Origin of the sequence: Chlorobaculum sp. 24CR (assembly GCF_004118635.1) — a bacterium.
GTDB lineage: Bacteria > Bacteroidota > Chlorobiia > Chlorobiales > Chlorobiaceae > Chlorobaculum.
Genome location: NZ_SDGU01000061.1, coordinates 15,412 through 32,464 on the forward strand (window position 1 = coordinate 15,412; position 17,053 = coordinate 32,464).

Consider the following 17,053-nt stretch of genomic DNA (forward strand, 5'->3'; position numbering starts at 1 on the left):
AAAGGTTGTTGCTTGGTGCTTGGTGCAGTTGGCTGATAGTTTAAATCGCGCCAAACCGGCCTATCGGTTCAGCTCGTCGATAATGCTCAACAGCTCGCAGCTTTCAAACGGCTTGCACAGCGTTGCGTCGGCTCCGACGGCCTTGGCCCGGTTGAGATAGTTTTCCGGAATGCAGATGCCTCCGCCCGATATGGCCACAATTCTGATCCAGGGAAAATCTTTCCTGATCTCGCTTATCAGGGCGATACCCTCTTTTTCCGGCATCAACAGGTCGGTGATGACTATGCGGATGTCGGGAGTTTTTCTGAGGAGCAGCAACCCTTCGATGCCGTTGGATGCCTGAAATGTGCTGTAACCATCCTCTTCGAGAATGTCGCAGATCATCTGCCGGATATCTTCCTCATCTTCGATGACCAGGATAGGGGCGTTGGTTTTCATGCTCCGTCGTCTGTTCGATGTTGTTCAGAATCCCTGTTCCTGTATCGTCGCGGCATGGGCGGGGACGCGGGTTATTGCCGGAAATATATGCTCACAAGATACAGCTTTGTTTGCAAAAAAGTTTACTCCCGCTCGAAAGAGTCCCTGCCGGGAAGCAGCGCCTCGACGCCAGCCGTCGTTACGAGATTGACCGTGACTGAAACGGCAATGTACCACGTCCATGCCAGACCGAGAAATTTGAGCAGGAACACCACCGCCATGCTGGCCACGAGTCCTGCGATGAGGCTTGCGGAGCGGTACTGCCTGCTGCTTTTCGAGAGCAGGAAGAGGCCGAGCAGGCCGCCGTAGGTGAAGGAGGCGATTTCGAGGCCGAGCATGACGATGGCTTTGTCGTTCTCGTTGAACACGAGCGCGATGCCGATCAGCACCGCCGCCCAGCCGACGCTGATGAGGCGCGATGCGTTGAGCGACGCCTTGCCCTTCATGAGGTCGGTGACGGTCGATGCGGCCAGCGAATTGATCGACGAGGCGAGGGTGGACATGGCGGCGGAAAGGATTCCCGCCAGCAGCAGGCCTTTGAGACCGGCGGGCAGCGACTGGACGATGAAGACGGTGAACTCACGGTCTTTGACCAGCGGCGCTCCGTGGAAAAAGACGTAGATGAGCGAACCCGCCAAGAGGAAGAGCGCGAACTGGAAGAGCACGAACACGCCGCTGGCGATCATCGCCTTGCGGGCCGAGCCGAGCCCGTCGCAGCCGAGCACTCGCTGCACCATCAGGTAATCGACGCCGTGCGACGAGAGCGAGAGCAGCACGCCGCCGGAGAATGCGCTGACCAGCGAGAGCGGGTTGGTGAAGATGTTCGGGTCGGCGTCGATGATCCGCAGTTTTCCTGCGGCGAGGAGCGGCGCGAGAAGATCGGGCAACGGCGCGTCGAGGCGAGCGAGGATGAACGCAATGGCGATGACGCCGCCGCCGAGATACAGGCCGAACTGGATGCTGTCGAGCCACACGACGGTTTTCAGCCCTCCCGAAATCGTATAGACGAGCGTGACGATGCCGATGACCAGCACCGAGACAGAGAGCGGCCAGCCGGTGACTGCCTGCACCACCACGCCGGTCGCCAGAAACCGGATGCCGTCGCCGAGAATCCGCGTCACGAGAAAGATGACCGAAGCGGTTTTCTGGATGCCGTGGCCGAACCTCATGCCGATCACTTCGTAGATCGAGGTGACGCCGTGCTTGAAATAGACGGGCAGCAAAATGAAGCTGACCAGAATCCGCCCGACGATGTAGCCGAACGAGAGTTGCAGAAACGTCCAGTCGCCCCGGTAAGCCAGGCCGGGCACACTCACGAAGGTCAGCACCGAGGTTTCGGTGGCCACGATGGAGAGCATCACGGCGAACCACGGTAGCTTATGGCCGCCGAGGAAATAGTCGGAGGTCTGACGGTTGCTCCGGCCCTGCAAGAGGCCGAACAGCATACTGGCCGCCAGAAAGAGGATGATGATGGCGTAATCGAGAGGTTGCATCGGGATCAGGAAAATTTACGACCTGCCGTCGCGCTGGACGAGAGGTCTGGCGGGCAATCGGTTCACGAGTTGTACAGATGGAAGTTGGGTTTGATCGCCGCGAACGCCGCCTCGTCCTTTCCCCACGAAGCGATGACGCTTTCCGCCGGAGCGCTGCCGAGGATCATCGAGCGGATCGCCGAGCTTCCGGCAAGCAGGTCGAAGGCCGGGATGTCGTCCCGGAACTCGTACTCGCTCTCCAGAAATTCGAGCTGCTCCGGCCAGAGTTCGCGCAGGGCGCAGGTCATGGCGACGCCGGTCGCGAAGGGGCGGAAGCGGTCGTGGTCGGTGACGTGCAGATAAATGCCGCCAATTGCTTTGCCTGCGTACTTGTGGAAGGTCGGGCGGAACCAGGTCGGGCGGAACGCCACCCCTTCGAGCGGCATCGAGGCGAGCCGCGCGGCAAGCGCTTCCGGATCGACGAAGGGCGCGCCGGAGAGCAGGAAGGGCGTGGTCGCGCCGCGCCCCTCCGAGACGTTCAGCCCCTCGAAGAGGCACATGCCTGGATAGACCTCCGCCGTCTCGAACGACGGCATGTTCGGCGAGGGCGGCACCCACGGCAGGCCGGTGTCGGGGAAGAGCATCTGGCGCGACCAGCCCTGCATCGCAATGACGCTCAGGTTGAGATCGAGCTTTTTGTAGTCGCGCCAGAAGTGGGCGATCTCTCCGGCGGTCAGGCCGTGGCGCACCGGCGTCGGCATGACGCCGACGAAGGAGTGAAACGCCGGGTCGAGCAGCGGCCCCTCGACCGTCGCGCCGCCGAGCGGGTTCGGGCGGTCGAGCACCATGACTTCGATGTCGAGTCCCGAAGCGGCCTCCATGAAGAGCGCCAGCGTGTTGAGGTAGGTGTAGTAGCGCGAGCCGACATCCTGAATGTCGAAGAGCACGAGGTCGAGTCCTTCGAGCAGCTCGCGGGCCGGGGCGAGCGACTGCTCGCTCTGGCCGTAGAGGCTCACGATCTGGCAGCCGGTGTCGGGCTGGCGCGTGACGGCGACTTGATCCTGCTCGACGGCGAACAGACCGTGCTCCGGCGAGAAGATTCTCGCGAGCCCCACGTCGGCGCGGCGCAGGAGCGTCCACGAATAGTCGAGCGTTGCCGATACCGAGGTCTGGTTGGCGATCAGGCCGACGCGCCGGTTCTTCAGCATTTCGGGATTCCGGAGGAGGATGTCGAGACCGTTGATGACCATGCCGTTGCTGTTTGCGCTGTCAGGAGTTCAAAGCGGAATGCGAATGCCGGGCGCGGCAATTGTGTTTCGGAGCGTCTCGCCGCTCTCGACGGTCGCGCCGGGCAGGAGCACCGAGTGCTCCACGGCGGCTCCGGCGGCTATCGCGCAGTTCGCGCTGACCACCGAATTTTCGACGCGGGCATCGGGGCTGATCGACGCATTTTCCGAAATCATGCGGGGAAAAAAGCCGATTGCACGCTTCATGCGCTCCGCAAGCTGAAGAATACGCAAATTATCGTCGAGGTTCGCGCAGTAAAAGTTGGGCACGGTGCCAATATCCTGCCACAATCCACGGTGCTCGAAAAAGGCGAGTCCTTCGTTGTCCACCAGCCCGTGGAATCCGGTATCGACGATGCCCGAATACTCCGCTTTCAGATGCCGGAAGATCGCCGGGCTGAACACGGCGGTTCCCGTGTAGATGAACGATGACGAGAGGCCGGTGCCGCGCTGGTTCCGGAAGTCGAGCACCCGTCCATCGCGCAGGCCGATGTGGCCGATTCCGGCGGCAAGCGGCGTTTCGTAGAGCGCGAGCGTGCCACCGCAGCCGGAGCGCCGGTGCGCGTCGATGAGCGCGCGCAGGTTCATGTTGCTGATGATGTCGCTGTTGATGAGCACGAAATCATCGCCGCCGAGCAACGTTTCGCAGCGCTTCAGCCCACCGCCCGTGCCGAGAATTTCTCGCTCCTCCGAGAGCACGATTTCGAGGCTGCCGAAATCGTGCCGGTCGAAAAAGTCTCGCAACTGCTCCGGATGGTGGTGAATGTTGATGATCGCCTTTCGGATGCCCGCCTCCTTGAGCAGAAAGAGCGAGTAGCAGAGGCTCGGCACGTTCAGCACCGGCACGAGCGGCTTGGGCGTCGCGTCGGTCAGCGGCTGCAGGCGGGTGCCGAACCCGGCGGCGAGGACGAAGGCGTTCATCGCGAAGTTCCGGGAATGAGCGGTTCGAGCAGGCGGCCCGCCGCGGCCAGTTCGGGGCGGGCCGCGATGGAGGAGCGCAGGTAGCCGAGGGTCGGCGCGATGCACGGCTCGAAAGCGCGGTTGCCGATGACGGTGGTCTGGTAGCAAAAGGTGCCGACCGCCTTGACGTTGCGCTGGAACGCCATCAGGTCGAACAGCCGGAGGTATTCCGTCCACTCCATCGCCGTCAGCTCATGGCGGACAAGCTGCTCAAAGTGGTAGCGCTTCAGCTCATCGACCAGGCTGGCGTCGAGCCGGACGTAGGAGTCGCGCAGAAGCGACACGGCGTCGTACTGCGGCAGGCCGAGGCGGGCGTCCTGGAAGTCGATGACGACCGGTTCGTCGCGGAAGAGCATGATGTTGCGGCTGTGGAAGTCGCGGTGGTTCAGCACGAAATGCTCCGGCAGCACCAGCAGCCGGGCGATGGCGAGGAACTCGCCGCGAAGCTCGGCGATGGCGCGACCGTCGAGTCGGCCCCTGAAGTAGCCGTTCAGGGCGTGTTCGATGAAGAAGTCGAACTCGAACATGAGCTTCTCCTCGTCGAAAGCGAGCGAAAAGGGAATCGCCGTGTCCGGCGTTTTTTCGTCCGGGCGGATCGACTGGATGCGCACGAGCAGGTCGATGATCTGGCGGTAGCGAGCCGCAAGCCGGTTGCGGTCGAGCATCGGTATTTCGTCTTGCATCATCAGGTCGCCGCAATCTTCGAGAAGCAACAGGCCGCGTTCGTGGGCCATGCCGAGCAGCTCCGGCACGCGGATTCCGTGGCGGGCGAAGAGGTCGCGGACGACGAGGAACGGGTAGTTTTCCGGCGCGGCGTCGCGGAATGCCGGATCAGCGCAGACAACCGACGCGCCGCCTGGGCCAGTGACTCTGAAGTACTGACGGTTCGAGGCGTCGCCCTTGATGGTGCTGAGGTCGAGTCGGGCCCGTTCTTCGGGCGGAAAGAGGAGTCGGATCGATTCAGGGAGTTCCATGTGGCGTGACGGGTGGATGCGGAGCCTAAAAAAAAAGCACCTTACACATACGCATAAGGTGCTTGAGGTCAGGCGGTATGCCTTACTTCTTCGGTGCGATCGCGGAAGATACGCTCTGGAGAACCTGGGTGGCGGCGCCAGCGAAGTTGCTGACCAGGTCGGTAGCGGTCTTGCCGAGAGGCTCTGCAACGTCAGCCATTGCTTTCAGGACGTTGTTGGCAACGTCAACCTGCATCTGGAAGAGTTTGCCGAAGGTCTCGGTGAGGGTGTTGATGGCGCCCGAGACATCGATGTTTGATCCGTTTGACATGATGTGTATATGTTTTGAGTTGTTAGAAAGCACATAAGAGAAATTCTCCGCACGATGGCAGGCTTTCGTGATAATGAAATAAAGCTAATATATTTTAAACAGTTGCGCAAGGGTGGGAACGTAAAAAGGTGTTGACAATCCGTTAAGTATTCAACTCCTGCGCAGACGGGTGTCTCCGGCGGGGGTGAAACCGGCGCATTTTTTTATCCGGTAAACCCGGATGCGTCTAACCTTGCCAAATTGCGACAGATGCCGCCGCGGTTCGCCTTGGTTTTCCGGCACGGTATCGTTGCGCCGCAGCAAGCCACGTGATGGCGCAACGGTGGCGGGGACGGTCAGGCATTTGCCATGGCAGGGAAACGATCCGTTGTTCTCTATTCGTGAAAATCCGTGCAGGCATGCCTGCTTGTCTTCACGCGCCAGAGCGCATTCAGTTTGTTTTTTTGTTCTGGGATTTGCCGATGAATCGGTTGAGCAGGAGCACGAGGATGATTCCGCCGATGAAGAAGCCGAGGGGAGCGAAAATCGTTGTATAGTTGAAAGGATCGTTCATGGTCGATGCTTTATGAATTGCACGGGAGTTGCCTGAGCGGCAAGCGGTTTTGAAGCGGTCAAAATAAACAAAAAACCGTCATTCCAACAGCCATTTGCCCGTGACGGAACGCCCCCTGAACGCCATCCGGCGGCTCAGGCAGGTGAAAAAAGAGGGGGAACTCTTGGTTTTTGGGCGGCGTTCATTGAAAAAATTACAAAACTTATTACAGGGCATCTCTATTTATTAGTCCTTGAGTGACCCGAGGACAAGGCCGATGGGGCGCAGAAGCCGGAACCCTGAAAGCTTTCGGGATGAGCAAGCACCACCCAACGCCGTAACCGAGTCGCGCAACAAATAAAATAGAAGCGTCTTTCACGATCAAGCGAGTGTTATTGTCATGGAGGTTATAGGAAAAAGCAGAGCCAAGGCGGTCATCGAGTCGCATCTGAACGATTCGGTGATCTATTTCTCCGATCATGTCAGGATTCTCAAGTGTAATCCCTATTGTACCGGCGTCACGTACCTGAAGGAGCACGGGGTCTATCAGTGGATTTTCCAGGTCGATGACCCGCGTGAAAATCCTATCACGGCGGTCTTTTTCGTGACGCAGAACGAGGAGCATCTCGACGATTCGCGCACGGTTCCGGCTGGTCCCGTCTCTCCGGAGGAGAGCTTTCCCGACTCCGCGGTGTCGGGCCGGTGCATCCAGTGGGTCAACGCCCCGAAAGCGCCCGATGTACTGCTGAATGAAAAGAACACCTTTGTCGGACAGGCCAACACGCGGATTTGCCTCTACCACCTCGACGACCATCGCACCGAGGTGCATTTCGAGACCGACATCACGCTCGACTTCGAACTCTCCTTTCCGCTCAACCTCATGCCGGAAGGCGTTCTGAAGTTCATGACCGAGGCGATCATGTCGAAAATCATGCAGCAGGCTACCGAGAGCATGCTCTGCCAGGTGCAGGCCGACCTCTGCTGCACCACCGCCGAGCTGAACGCTTCCGGCGGCAAGGTTGAGCGCTGAGGCCGATTCACCGCATCTTTGTAAGCCCGATGGATTTTGTTTTCTATCGGGCTTTTTTTGTGAGCACATTGCGCCTCTCTTCTCTTTGTTCCAGAACAGGCTGTTTGCACAAGGGATTCCTTTTTTGTACTTTCAATACCCTAACGGGGTATAGGTTAGTTAAAACGGTTTTCCCGCTCGGGCGGGAAAAGGGGACAGACGATGAACGAAGAATGCCGGATGGACGATGTAATCGTCAGGCTCAAGAAGGTCAACGGCCAGATACAGGCCTTGACGAGGATGATCGAGGGCGGCGAGGAGTGCGACAAGGTGGTGACCCAGTTCCAGGCAGCCAAGGCGGCCCTCGACAACACCTTTTCCCTCGTGCTGAACCGGAATTTGCAGAATTGCCTGAACCGTCACGATTCGGGAAGCGTGGAAAAGATTATCAAACTCATATCGAAAAAATAGATGACCAAGATGGCAACCAAAAGGTTTTTCGCCCTGCTCGTGGCAGGTCTCGCTACCTGTTCGCAGGCGGACGCGGCCACCATGAGACTGTCGCTCGACGATGCCCTGAAGATCGCTCGCGAGCGGAACACCATGCTCAAGGCGGCCCGCGCCAAAAACGACCAGGCCGACGCGCGAGTCGTGCAGAGCCGCCAGGCTTACCTGCCGAAGGTGACGCTCTCCGAAACCGTGCTGCACTCCAACGATCCCGGCGCAGTGCTGGTGGGCAAGCTCCAGCAGGAGAGCGCTTACTACAATCTGATGACGATGGATATGGGCGATTTCGCGGTTGACAAGCTCAACCATCCGGCGGCGATCACCGATTTCCACACCAGCCTTCAGGTGCAGCAGCCGATCTTCAACCGCGACGCCATCATCGGCGGCAAGATGGCCCGGAGCGCAAGAAAGGCGCAGGGCTTTATGACCGACCGGGCGGCGGAGAATATCGAGCTGAATGTCAAGAAGGCCTTTTACGGTCTCATTCTCGCCAAGAAGAATCTCGATGCCACTGAGCAGTCGATCGGCATCATGCAGCGCTACAGCAGCGAGGCCGCGCGCGGTTACGCTGCCGGTCTGGTGACCAAGTCCGACAAGCTCTCCACTGAGGTGAGGGTTGCCGAACTGCGTGACCAGAAGCTCCAGATTCAGGACGCCATCCGCAATGCGCAGGACGCGCTCCGCACGATGCTCGCTCTCGGCCCGGACGACACCGTCCAGCCGGTCGGCGACCTGAAGGTCGATTCGAGGCTTCCGGCTTCGGCGGCGTCGGCAAGCGCTGACGGACGCAGCGACCTCAAGGCGCTCGAAGCCTTCCGGGAGGTCACCGGCTACCAGCACGACATGGCTCGCGCGCAGTACCTGCCGAGGGTGAACGCTTTCGCCCAGCAGAACTGGCACGACAGCAGCTTTCTCGGCACCGAGGGGTCGAGCTGGACGATTGGCCTGAATGTGCAGTGGAACATCTTCGACGGCATGGCCACCAAAGGCAAGGTGCAGGAGGCCAAAGCCCAGGCGCTTGAGGCGCAGTACAACTACCAGGCGGCCAAGGAGCAGAGCGAGATGGAGATCGACATGGCCCGCCGTGCTCTGGTCACCTCCCGCGAGCGTATCGCCCTGACGAAGAAATCGCTCGAAGCGGCCAAAGTCAGCTTCGACTTCATCGGCGAGCAGTTCAAGACCGGCATGGCCATGACCTTCGAGCTCCTGATGCGCGAGCAGGCTTATACCTGGGCGAAGATGCGTCTCAACCAGGCCCGGTACGACTACTGCATCGCCAAGAGCGAACTTGAATATTACAGCTCTCATTGAGCCGCTTTCAGTCGTGACAGCAAAACTGAAAACCATGAAAGGCATGAACACCCGAACAATCGCGCTGCTCTTTCTGATGCTGCCCGCCCTGCTCGGCGCATGTGGTGGCCATAAAAAGGAGCAGACGCCATCGTCATCAACCACGGCCACGGCTCCCGCCATTGCCGCAAAGGTCGCGACCGTCACGGAGTCGGTTGATGGCTCTGGCCGGAAGATGTTGCTCGTTCCGGCTTCGTCGATACTCAGAAAAGCCGGTACCGATCAGGTTTTCGTTGTCGGCCCGGACAGCACCGTTTCGCTGCGGTGGGTCAGCACCGGCCACACGCTGGGCGCAAGCACCATCGTGCTCAGCGGCCTCGCTCAGGGTGAGCAGGTTGTCGAGTCACCCTCGGCAGAGCTGCGCGAGGGCGCAAGAATTACTATAGACACGCACACGCAAGACAGAGCGAAGGAGGCTCAACACCAATGAATGAAGGTATAGCCGGGAGGCTTGCAAAGCAGTTTATCAACTCGAAGATAACGCCGCTTCTCATGCTGGCCGCTCTTCTGGTCGGCATCATGGCGACGTTCATGACGCCGCGCGAAGAGGAGCCGCAGATCGTCGTACCGATGGTCGATATTTACATCCCCTATCCCGGCGCGACCGCCGCCGAGGTGCAGGAGCGCGTGGCCAAGCCTGTCGAACGCTCCGTGACCGAAATCAAGGGAGTCGATTATGTCTATTCGACCTCGATGCCCGATTTCGCCCTTGTGACTGTTCGCTACAAGGTTGGCGAGAGCGCCGAGGAGAGCATGGTCAAGCTCTGGGCCACCCTGATGAAATACATGGACAAGATGCCGCCCGGCGCGCAGATGCCGCTCATCAAAAAGGTCTCCATCGACGACGTGCCGGTGCTCAATCTCACCTTCTGGAGCAAGGACAAGAGTCCGTACGAGCTTCGCCGGATCGCCGTCAGCGTGGCCGACCAGCTCAAGCAGACCCAGAATATCGGCGACGTCGAGATCAAGGGGGGGCTGAAACGCCAGATCAGGGTGCAGCTCGACAAGGGCAAGCTGATGCGTTTCAACATCACGCCGCTCCAGATCGCCCGCCAGATCCAGAGCACCAACAGCCAGATGACTTCGGGTGATTTCAAGGACTTCAACGAAAATATCGTTGTCAAGTCGGGCAAATTCCTGCAAAGCAAGGAGGATGTCGGTAACATCGTGGTTGGCATCTACGGCGTCGCGCCGGTGACGCTGAAAGATGTGGCCACCATCACTGATGGCCCGGAAGAGGTCAACAACTACGCCGCATTCGGTTGGGGCGCGGCCTCCGGCGAGAAGGACAAGTCGGACTATCCCGCCGTGACGCTCACGGTCGCCAAGAAGCAGGGCACCGACGCCACCGCGCTTGCCGACAAGGTTCTGGAGAAGGTTGACGGCATGAAAGGCTCGGTCATTCCTGCCGATGTGACCGTCACCGAAACGAGGAACTATGGCGAGACCGCTTCGGAAAAAGTGTTCACGCTGCTCGAACACCTCATCATGGCGGTAGTCGCCGTGACGATCGTGGTCGGCTTCTTCCTCGGCTGGCGCGGTGCGCTGGTGGTCTTCATGTCGGTGCCGATCACCTTTGCGCTTACGCTGCTGGTTTACTTCCTGCTCGATTACACGCTCAACCGGGTGACGCTCTTCGCGCTCATCTTTGTGACCGGCATTGTGGTTGACGACTCGATCATCATCGCCGAGAACATTCACCGCCACTTCGCCATGAAGCGCCAGCCGCGCCTCCAGGCGGCCATCACGGCCATCAGCGAAGTCGGCAACCCGACGATTCTGGCTACCTTCACCGTCATCGCGGCGGTGCTGCCGATGGTCTTCGTCTCCGGCCTGATGGGTCCCTACATGAGCCCCATGCCGATCGGCGCTTCGATGGCGATGATCTTCTCGCTCCTGGTCGCGCTCATCGCCACGCCGTGGCTCTCGTTCCGCCTGCTCAAGTCCGACGAGGGCAATCACGAGGAGTACGACATCAAGAAGACCGGTTACTACAAAATGTTCGACAAGGTGCTGACCCCCTTCATCGACAGCACCTTCAAGACCTGGCTGGCTTTCGGCGTGGTTGGCCTGATGCTGGCCGGCGCGATCGCCATGGTTCCTCTCAAGATGGTGGAGATGAAGATGCTGCCGTTCGACAACAAGAACGAGTTCCAGGTCATCATCGACTTGCCGGAGGGCACGGCGCTCGAGCGCACGGCCCAGGTGGCCAAGGAGATTTCCGGTTATCTGAAAACCGTGCCGGAGGTGCAGAGCAGCCAGTACTACGTCGGCGTCAACGCGCCGATCAACTTCAACGGTCTGGTGCGCCACTACTATCTGCGCCGTGGCGACAATATGGCCGATATCCAGGTGAACCTGGTGCACAAGGGCGACCGCAGCGCGCAGAGCCACGACATCGCCAAGCGCGTGCGTTCCGGTGTGCAACAGATAGCTAACAGGTATGGCGCCAACGCCAAGATCGTCGAAATTCCGCCAGGTCCGCCGGTGCTCTCCACCATCGTGGCCGAAATTTACGGCCCCGACGAGGCGTCGCGCGTCGCTCTGGCCAAAGAGGTCAAAAAGGCGTTCGCTTCGACTCCCGGTGTGGTTGACGTTGACTGGATGGTCGAGGCTGACCAGAAGGTTTACGACCTGGTGATTAACAAGGAGCGGGCCGCCTTCCGTGGCGTGACTCCGGAGCAGATCGCCCACACCCTGCGCATGTCGCTGGCGGGCGTCGATGTCGGCATCGTGCACCTGCCGGACGAACTCGAACCGGTCACGATCCAGCTTCGCCTGCCGAAGGCCGACCGCACTTCGCTGAAGGACTTGTCCAACATCTTCGTACAGTCGCAGGGGATGAACTCCCTGACCACGAGGCTTCGCCCCGGCCAGCAGATTCCGCTCTCCGAGCTGGTGACGATCAAGGAGAAAATCCAGGACAAGAGCCTCTTCCGCAAAGACCTGAAGGATGTGGTTTACGTGACCGCCGACGTGGCGGGCGTGACCGAAAGTCCGGTCTATGCGATGCTCGAACTCGACAAAAAGATCGAGGCGATCAAGACGCCCGGCGGCTACAAGGTCAGCCCGCTCTACACCGCGCCACCCAAGACCGGCGACAAGCCCGCCCTGAAGTGGGACGGCGAGTGGCAGATCACCTTCGAGGTGTTCCGCGACCTCGGCACGGCCTTCGCCGTGGTGCTGGTCATCATCTACATGCTGATTATCGGCTGGTTCCAGTCCTTCAAGACGCCGCTCATCATGATGATCTCGATTCCGCTGAGCCTGGTCGGCATCATTCCCGGCCACTTCATCCACCACGCTTTCTTTACGGCCACGAGCATGATCGGCATGATCGCGCTTGCGGGCATCATGGTGAGGAACGCGGTGCTGCTCATCGACTTCATCCAGATTCGCCGCGACGACGGAATCGGGCTGAAGCAGGCGGTCATCGAGTCGGCGGCGGTCAGAACCCGCCCGATCATTCTGACCTCCGGCGCGGTGGTTATCGGTTCGGTGGTTATGCTTTTTGATCCTATCTTCCAAGGTTTGGCCATCTCGCTCATCTGGGGCGGTGTGCTCTCGACCATCCTGACGCTGGTTGTCGTGCCGCTGGTTTACTACCTGAGCGAAAAGAAGGGCGAGAAAAAGAGGCTCGAAAACATGAAGTCGGCATAACCCAAAAAGGATACATCTGATGAAAATGATCGCCATCATAGGAGACGAACAGACCCGTCCGCTGATTCGCAAAATGTTCACGGCGCACCAGGTCAGCCTCTTCAGCAGCATCGCCATCAGGGGTTGCTCATGCGAGTCGGGCGGAGAGCCGGTCGCCTGGTGGCCTGCGGGCAAGGAGATTCCCACCGCCTACTCGTCGCTCTGCTTCGCCATTCTCGATGACGAGAAAGCGGAGAAGATCATGAGCGACATCGAGGCGACTCCTGTCGCCGCTGATCCGGCCTTTCCGGCAAAGGCGTTCATGATGAACGTCGAAAAGATGATCTGAGGAGCGTGGCCATGGGAATGCAGGTAGAGCAGATCAGGACGGGCGGAGATCGCAATTTCGGCTATCTCTGCTCGGACGAGGCGACTGGCGAGGCGTTCGCCGTCGATCCGTCGTACTCGCCGGAAGCGGTGGTCGATGCCGCCGCCCGGCGCGGCTGGCGGCTTGTCCACGCTTTCTGCACCCACGGCCACGGCGACCACACCAACGGTAACGAGGAGTTCGAGCGGCTGACCGGGTTGCGGGCGCTGCTCTTCGGCGATCGCGACGCCCGGTCGGGAATCGAGGTGGCGCACGGCGCGCGCTTTCCGCTCGGCGAGGGCGGCGTCGAAGTCATCCACACCCCCGGCCATACGCCGGACTCGATCTGCCTCTTGGCTGGCGACGCGCTCTTTACGGGCGACACGCTCTTTGTGGGCAAGGTCGGCGGCACGTGGAGCGAGGCCGATGCGTGGCAGGAGTACCATTCGCTGCACGAGCGGCTGATGACGTTGCCGGAGGCGACCAGAGTATTTGCCGGCCATGATTACGGCGTCGCGCCAACTTCGTCCATCAGCAGGGAAAAAACTACGAACCCCTTTTTGCTGCAACCTGACGTAGAATCGTTTATCGGCCTGAAAAACAACTGGGCTGCGTACAAAAAAGCGCACGGTATTCGTTGAATTTTGCCCTGACGGCTTGATTTTTCTCTCTTCTTTGCTTTTCTTATTGGATTAAGCTTTTTAGGGTTTTTGCCCCGTAGCGTGCCTTCCTTACAGTCGCAACATTCTGACACAGCTTCTACGCTATTAGTTTTCAAGCAATAGTAACGGGACAGTCTGTCCTTTTTTAAACGAGAGAACATCGATATGGATCAGCTCATCACCTTAAGGACCCTTCCGGTTTCCGCCCTCATGCAGAAGGATTACCATACCATCAAGGGCAGTTCGACCGTTGCCGAAGCGTTGCAGCTCATGAAAAAGAGCGGCGAGAGCGGTCTGGTGGTCGAGCCTCGCAACGAGGATGATTGCTACGGCATCGTGACCGAAAAGGACATTCTCGAAAAAGTGATCGATCCGGGTGAAGACCTGCATCGTGATCCCTGGAACACGCCGGTTTTTCAGATCATGAGCAAGCCGATCATCAGCATCAATCCGAGCATGAGGATCAAGTACGCGCTTCGCCTCATGAAGCGCACCAACGTTCGCCGACTCACCGTCATGGAGGGCAACAAGGTCATCGGCGTACTCAACATGACCGACGTCCTGCACGCCGTCGAGGAGCTTCCGGCGCACGACGACCATATCGCCCTGTAAGCCTCTGCCCGCTGTTGACCGGGGTTCAGCCGGGGCAGTTTCAATCATGAAAGCACGGGCGCCGCTTTTGGCGGTCGGCCCTTTTTCCAACCAGCCAGCCTGCCGTCCGGCAGACAGGCAAGGATTTCCGATTGTTTATGAAACCATTTGATATCGTCATCGTCGGTGGTGGCGGTTCCGGACTTTATGCGGCCATGGAGGCCATGAAGACCAATCCGAACCTGAATATCGCCGTGCTTTCAAAGGTCTATCCGAACCGCTCCCACACCTCGGCGGCGCAGGGCGGGGCCAACGCGGCGCTGGCCAACAAGGCAAAGGACGACACGGTCGAGATGCACATTTTCGATACCATCAAGGGCAGCGACTATCTGGCTGACCAGGATGCCGTCGAGGTGCTCTGTTCCGAAGCTCCCAAGATCATTCGCGAGCTCGACAACATGGGCACGCCCTGGTCGAGGATGGATGACAAGACCATTGCCCAGCGTCCCTTCGGCGGCGCGGGCCGTCCCCGCTGCTGCTACTGCGCCGACAAGACCGGCCACACCATTCTCCAGACTCTTTACGAACAGTGCCTGCGCAAGGGGGTCTTTTTCTTCAACGAATATTTCGCGCTTGATCTCTCGCTTGACGGCAGCCGTTCCCGCGGCCTGATCGCCATGAACATGAAGACCGGCAAGGTCGAGGCGTTCCCGGCAAAGACGGTCATTTTCGCCACCGGCGGTTATGCCAAGATGTACTGGAACCGCTCCAGCAACGCGGCGGGCAACACCGGCGACGGTCAGGCCATCGCCTACCGCGCGGGCATTCCGCTCAAGGATATGGAGTTCGTGCAGTTCCACCCCACCGGCCTGCGTAAAAGCGGCCTGCTGGTGACCGAGGGCGCGCGCGGCGAGGGCGGTTACCTGGTCAACGCGGAGGGCGAGCGCTTCATGAAGCGCTATGCTCCCGAAAAGATGGAGCTTGGCCCGCGCGACCTGGTTTCCCGTTCGCTTGAAACCGAAATTCTTGAAGGGCGCGGCTTCGACAGCCCGGCTGGCAAATACCTGCATCTCGACCTCCGCCATCTCGGCGCGGATATCATCAAGTCGCGCCTTCCGCAGATTCGCGAGATGTGTATGTACTTTGAGGGCGTCGATCCGATCGAGGAGCCGGTGCCGGTCAGGCCGACGGCTCACTACTCGATGGGCGGCATCGATACCGACAACTTCGGACGCACCATCATGGAGGGTGTTTACGCCGCCGGTGAGTGCGGCTGCGTGTCGGTGCATGGCGCGAACCGTCTTGGCGGCAACTCGCTGCTCGACATTCTGGTGTTCGGACGCATCACCGGGCGGGCCGCCGCCGAAGAGGCCGGCAAGTTCAATCCCTCCGCCATTCCCGCCTCCGAAGTCACCGACAAGGAGCAGGAGCTGCGCAGCTTCATGCAGCCGCGCGGCCATTACGAACGCTACGGTACCTTGCGCGAGGATCTGGGCCATACGCTCGGCGCGAACGTCGGCATCTTCCGTGAAGCCTCGAAGATCAAACAGGGCATCGCGGATATTGAAAGCCTCCAGGATCGCTTCCAGCATGTGAGGGTTTTCGATACGGGTGACATCTACAACACCAATCTGCTCCAGGTGCTTGAGCTGAAGAACATGCTCGACCTGTCCGAAACCGTGGCCGAGGGCGCGCTTTCGAGGGAGGAGAGCCGCGGCTCGCACACCAGGACCGATTTCCCGACGCGCGACGACGAGAAGTGGCACAAGCATACCATTTATACATACGAAGGGGGACGCCCGAAGCTCGCCTACAAGCCGGTGACGATGGGACGCTACGAGCTTCAGGAACGAACCTATTAATCTGAAGGATTTTCAATGAGCGATTCAACGATACAGCATCATGAGGAGAGCCGGGATGTAACCTTCAGGGTTCACCGGTTCAATCCCCAGGTTGACAGCAAGCCCTATTTCGATGACTACACGATCAAGCTCGAAAAAGGTATTACCGTGCTCAGGGCTCTCGGCTATATCAAGGAGCATGTCGATTCGACGCTGACCTTCAGGGCGTTTTGCCAGGCCGGCATCTGCGGCTCCTGCGCCATGAGGATCAACAACATGTCCAAGCTCGCCTGCACCACCCAGGTCTGGGACGAACTCGACAAGGCCCGCGAACCAGGCGTCATCAAAATCGAACCGCTTCGGAACCTGCCGCACATCAAGGATCTGGTGGTCGAGATGGATCCGGTGGTCGGCAAGATGAAGAAGTACTCCAACTGGGTGGACTCCCGGATGCCGGAGGAAGAGTGGGGCAAGAAGGAGTTCCTCGTCTCCGAGGAGGAGTTCCAGGCCTACGACAAGGCGACCGACTGTATTTTGTGCGCTTCGTGCGTTTCGGAGTGCACGATTCTGCGGGCGCACAAGGAGTATGTTTCACCCGTGGTGCTGCTCCGCTCGTTCCGCATGAACGCCGACAGCCGCGACGGCATTCACGACCAGCGTCTGGCCGGTCTGGTGCAGGATCATGGCGTTTGGGACTGTACGCACTGCTACCGCTGCCAGGAGACCTGCGTCAAGAACATTCCGATCATGGACGCCATCCACGGTATCCGCGAGGACGCCATCGAACGCCGGGGCACCAAGGATACCAGCGGCGCGCGCCATGCCGAGGCCTTCATGGATGACATCGAGAAGAAGGGGCGCCTTGTCGAGGCCACGCTGCCAATCAGGACCAACGGCATCGGCTGGACGCTCAAGAACCTTTTGCCGATGGCCTTCAAAATGATACTCAAGCGTCGCACCCCGCCGCCGCCGCCTCTGGTCAAGGCCTCGAAGGGCATTCAATCCCTGCGCAAGGAGCTGAAGGAGATGGCCAGCCATGTGGCGAAGGATCACGAAAAAAAATCCGGAGAATAAGC

General features: G+C 59.6%; 17 protein-coding genes. 10 read left to right on the top strand and 7 right to left on the bottom strand.

The features are described 5' to 3' along the window. Positions 1–60 precede the first annotated feature (60 nt). The 7 genes from EST62_RS10760 to EST62_RS13910 form a co-directional block, all read right to left on the bottom strand. Complete coding sequence (locus EST62_RS10760) at positions 61–438, bottom strand: response regulator (RefSeq protein ID WP_129052080.1); 378 nt, start codon at positions 436–438, stop codon at positions 61–63. Between the two features lie 122 nt (positions 439–560). Next, positions 561–1,970, bottom strand: coding sequence for a sodium:solute symporter (locus EST62_RS10765; protein ID WP_129052081.1), 1,410 nt, complete (start codon positions 1,968–1,970; stop codon positions 561–563). A gap of 62 nt (positions 1,971–2,032) precedes the next feature. Continuing rightward, a complete protein-coding gene (locus tag EST62_RS10770; protein ID WP_129052082.1) occupies positions 2,033–3,199 on the bottom strand; it encodes an exo-beta-N-acetylmuramidase NamZ domain-containing protein in 1,167 nt (388 codons plus the stop codon). Positions 3,200–3,226: 27 nt separating this feature from the next. Further along, the gene (locus EST62_RS10775) at positions 3,227–4,156 is read right to left on the bottom strand and encodes a sugar phosphate nucleotidyltransferase (protein ID WP_129052083.1); all 930 of its coding nucleotides are present in this window, start codon (positions 4,154–4,156) and stop codon (positions 3,227–3,229) included. After that, positions 4,153–5,169 (bottom strand): aminoglycoside phosphotransferase family protein, encoded by a 1,017-nt coding sequence (locus EST62_RS10780; RefSeq protein ID WP_129052084.1) that lies wholly within the window; start codon positions 5,167–5,169, stop codon positions 4,153–4,155. The genes EST62_RS10775 and EST62_RS10780 overlap by 4 nt, the downstream gene beginning before the upstream one ends. Positions 5,170–5,251: 82 nt before the next feature. Continuing rightward, positions 5,252–5,479 (bottom strand): chlorosome envelope protein B, encoded by a 228-nt coding sequence (locus tag EST62_RS10785; protein WP_167599321.1) that lies wholly within the window; start codon positions 5,477–5,479, stop codon positions 5,252–5,254. Positions 5,480–5,909: 430 nt separating this feature from the next. After that, the gene (locus EST62_RS13910; protein WP_256372370.1) at positions 5,910–6,032 is read right to left on the bottom strand and encodes a hypothetical protein; all 123 of its coding nucleotides are present in this window, start codon (positions 6,030–6,032) and stop codon (positions 5,910–5,912) included. A 379-nt stretch (positions 6,033–6,411) separates the two neighbouring features. Here EST62_RS13910 and EST62_RS10795 point away from each other — a divergent pair, with 379 nt between their 5' ends. The 10 genes from EST62_RS10795 to EST62_RS10845 all read left to right on the top strand — a co-directional run bounded on the left by EST62_RS10795 (position 6,412) and on the right by EST62_RS10845 (position 17,051). After that, positions 6,412–7,041, top strand: a complete 630-nt coding sequence (locus tag EST62_RS10795) for a DUF1997 domain-containing protein (RefSeq protein WP_129052087.1) — start codon at positions 6,412–6,414, stop codon at positions 7,039–7,041. Between the two features lie 201 nt (positions 7,042–7,242). Further along, positions 7,243–7,491, top strand: a complete 249-nt coding sequence (locus EST62_RS10800; protein WP_129052088.1) for a metal-sensitive transcriptional regulator — start codon at positions 7,243–7,245, stop codon at positions 7,489–7,491. Next, positions 7,492–8,838, top strand: coding sequence for a TolC family protein (locus tag EST62_RS10805; protein WP_129052089.1), 1,347 nt, complete (start codon positions 7,492–7,494; stop codon positions 8,836–8,838). It begins immediately after the preceding gene. Positions 8,839–8,881: 43 nt separating this feature from the next. After that, the gene (locus tag EST62_RS10810) at positions 8,882–9,307 is read left to right on the top strand and encodes a hypothetical protein (RefSeq protein ID WP_167599322.1); all 426 of its coding nucleotides are present in this window, start codon (positions 8,882–8,884) and stop codon (positions 9,305–9,307) included. Then, positions 9,304–12,537, top strand: coding sequence for an efflux RND transporter permease subunit (locus tag EST62_RS10815; protein ID WP_129052091.1), 3,234 nt, complete (start codon positions 9,304–9,306; stop codon positions 12,535–12,537). Before EST62_RS10810 ends, EST62_RS10815 begins: the two co-directional genes overlap by 4 nt. A 19-nt stretch (positions 12,538–12,556) precedes the next feature. After that, the gene (locus tag EST62_RS10820; protein ID WP_129052092.1) at positions 12,557–12,865 is read left to right on the top strand and encodes a hypothetical protein; all 309 of its coding nucleotides are present in this window, start codon (positions 12,557–12,559) and stop codon (positions 12,863–12,865) included. 11 nt (positions 12,866–12,876) lie between these two features. Then, complete coding sequence (locus tag EST62_RS10825; RefSeq protein ID WP_129052093.1) at positions 12,877–13,524, top strand: hydroxyacylglutathione hydrolase family protein; 648 nt, start codon at positions 12,877–12,879, stop codon at positions 13,522–13,524. 186 nt (positions 13,525–13,710) lie between these two features. Further along, the gene (locus tag EST62_RS10830) at positions 13,711–14,157 is read left to right on the top strand and encodes a CBS domain-containing protein (protein WP_129052094.1); all 447 of its coding nucleotides are present in this window, start codon (positions 13,711–13,713) and stop codon (positions 14,155–14,157) included. A 137-nt stretch (positions 14,158–14,294) separates the two neighbouring features. Then, positions 14,295–15,998 (top strand): FAD-binding protein, encoded by a 1,704-nt coding sequence (locus tag EST62_RS10840; protein ID WP_129052096.1) that lies wholly within the window; start codon positions 14,295–14,297, stop codon positions 15,996–15,998. A gap of 15 nt (positions 15,999–16,013) precedes the next feature. Continuing rightward, entirely contained in the window at positions 16,014–17,051 is a 1,038-nt protein-coding gene (locus tag EST62_RS10845; RefSeq protein ID WP_129052097.1) for a succinate dehydrogenase/fumarate reductase iron-sulfur subunit, read from the top strand. Positions 17,052–17,053 lie beyond the last annotated feature (2 nt).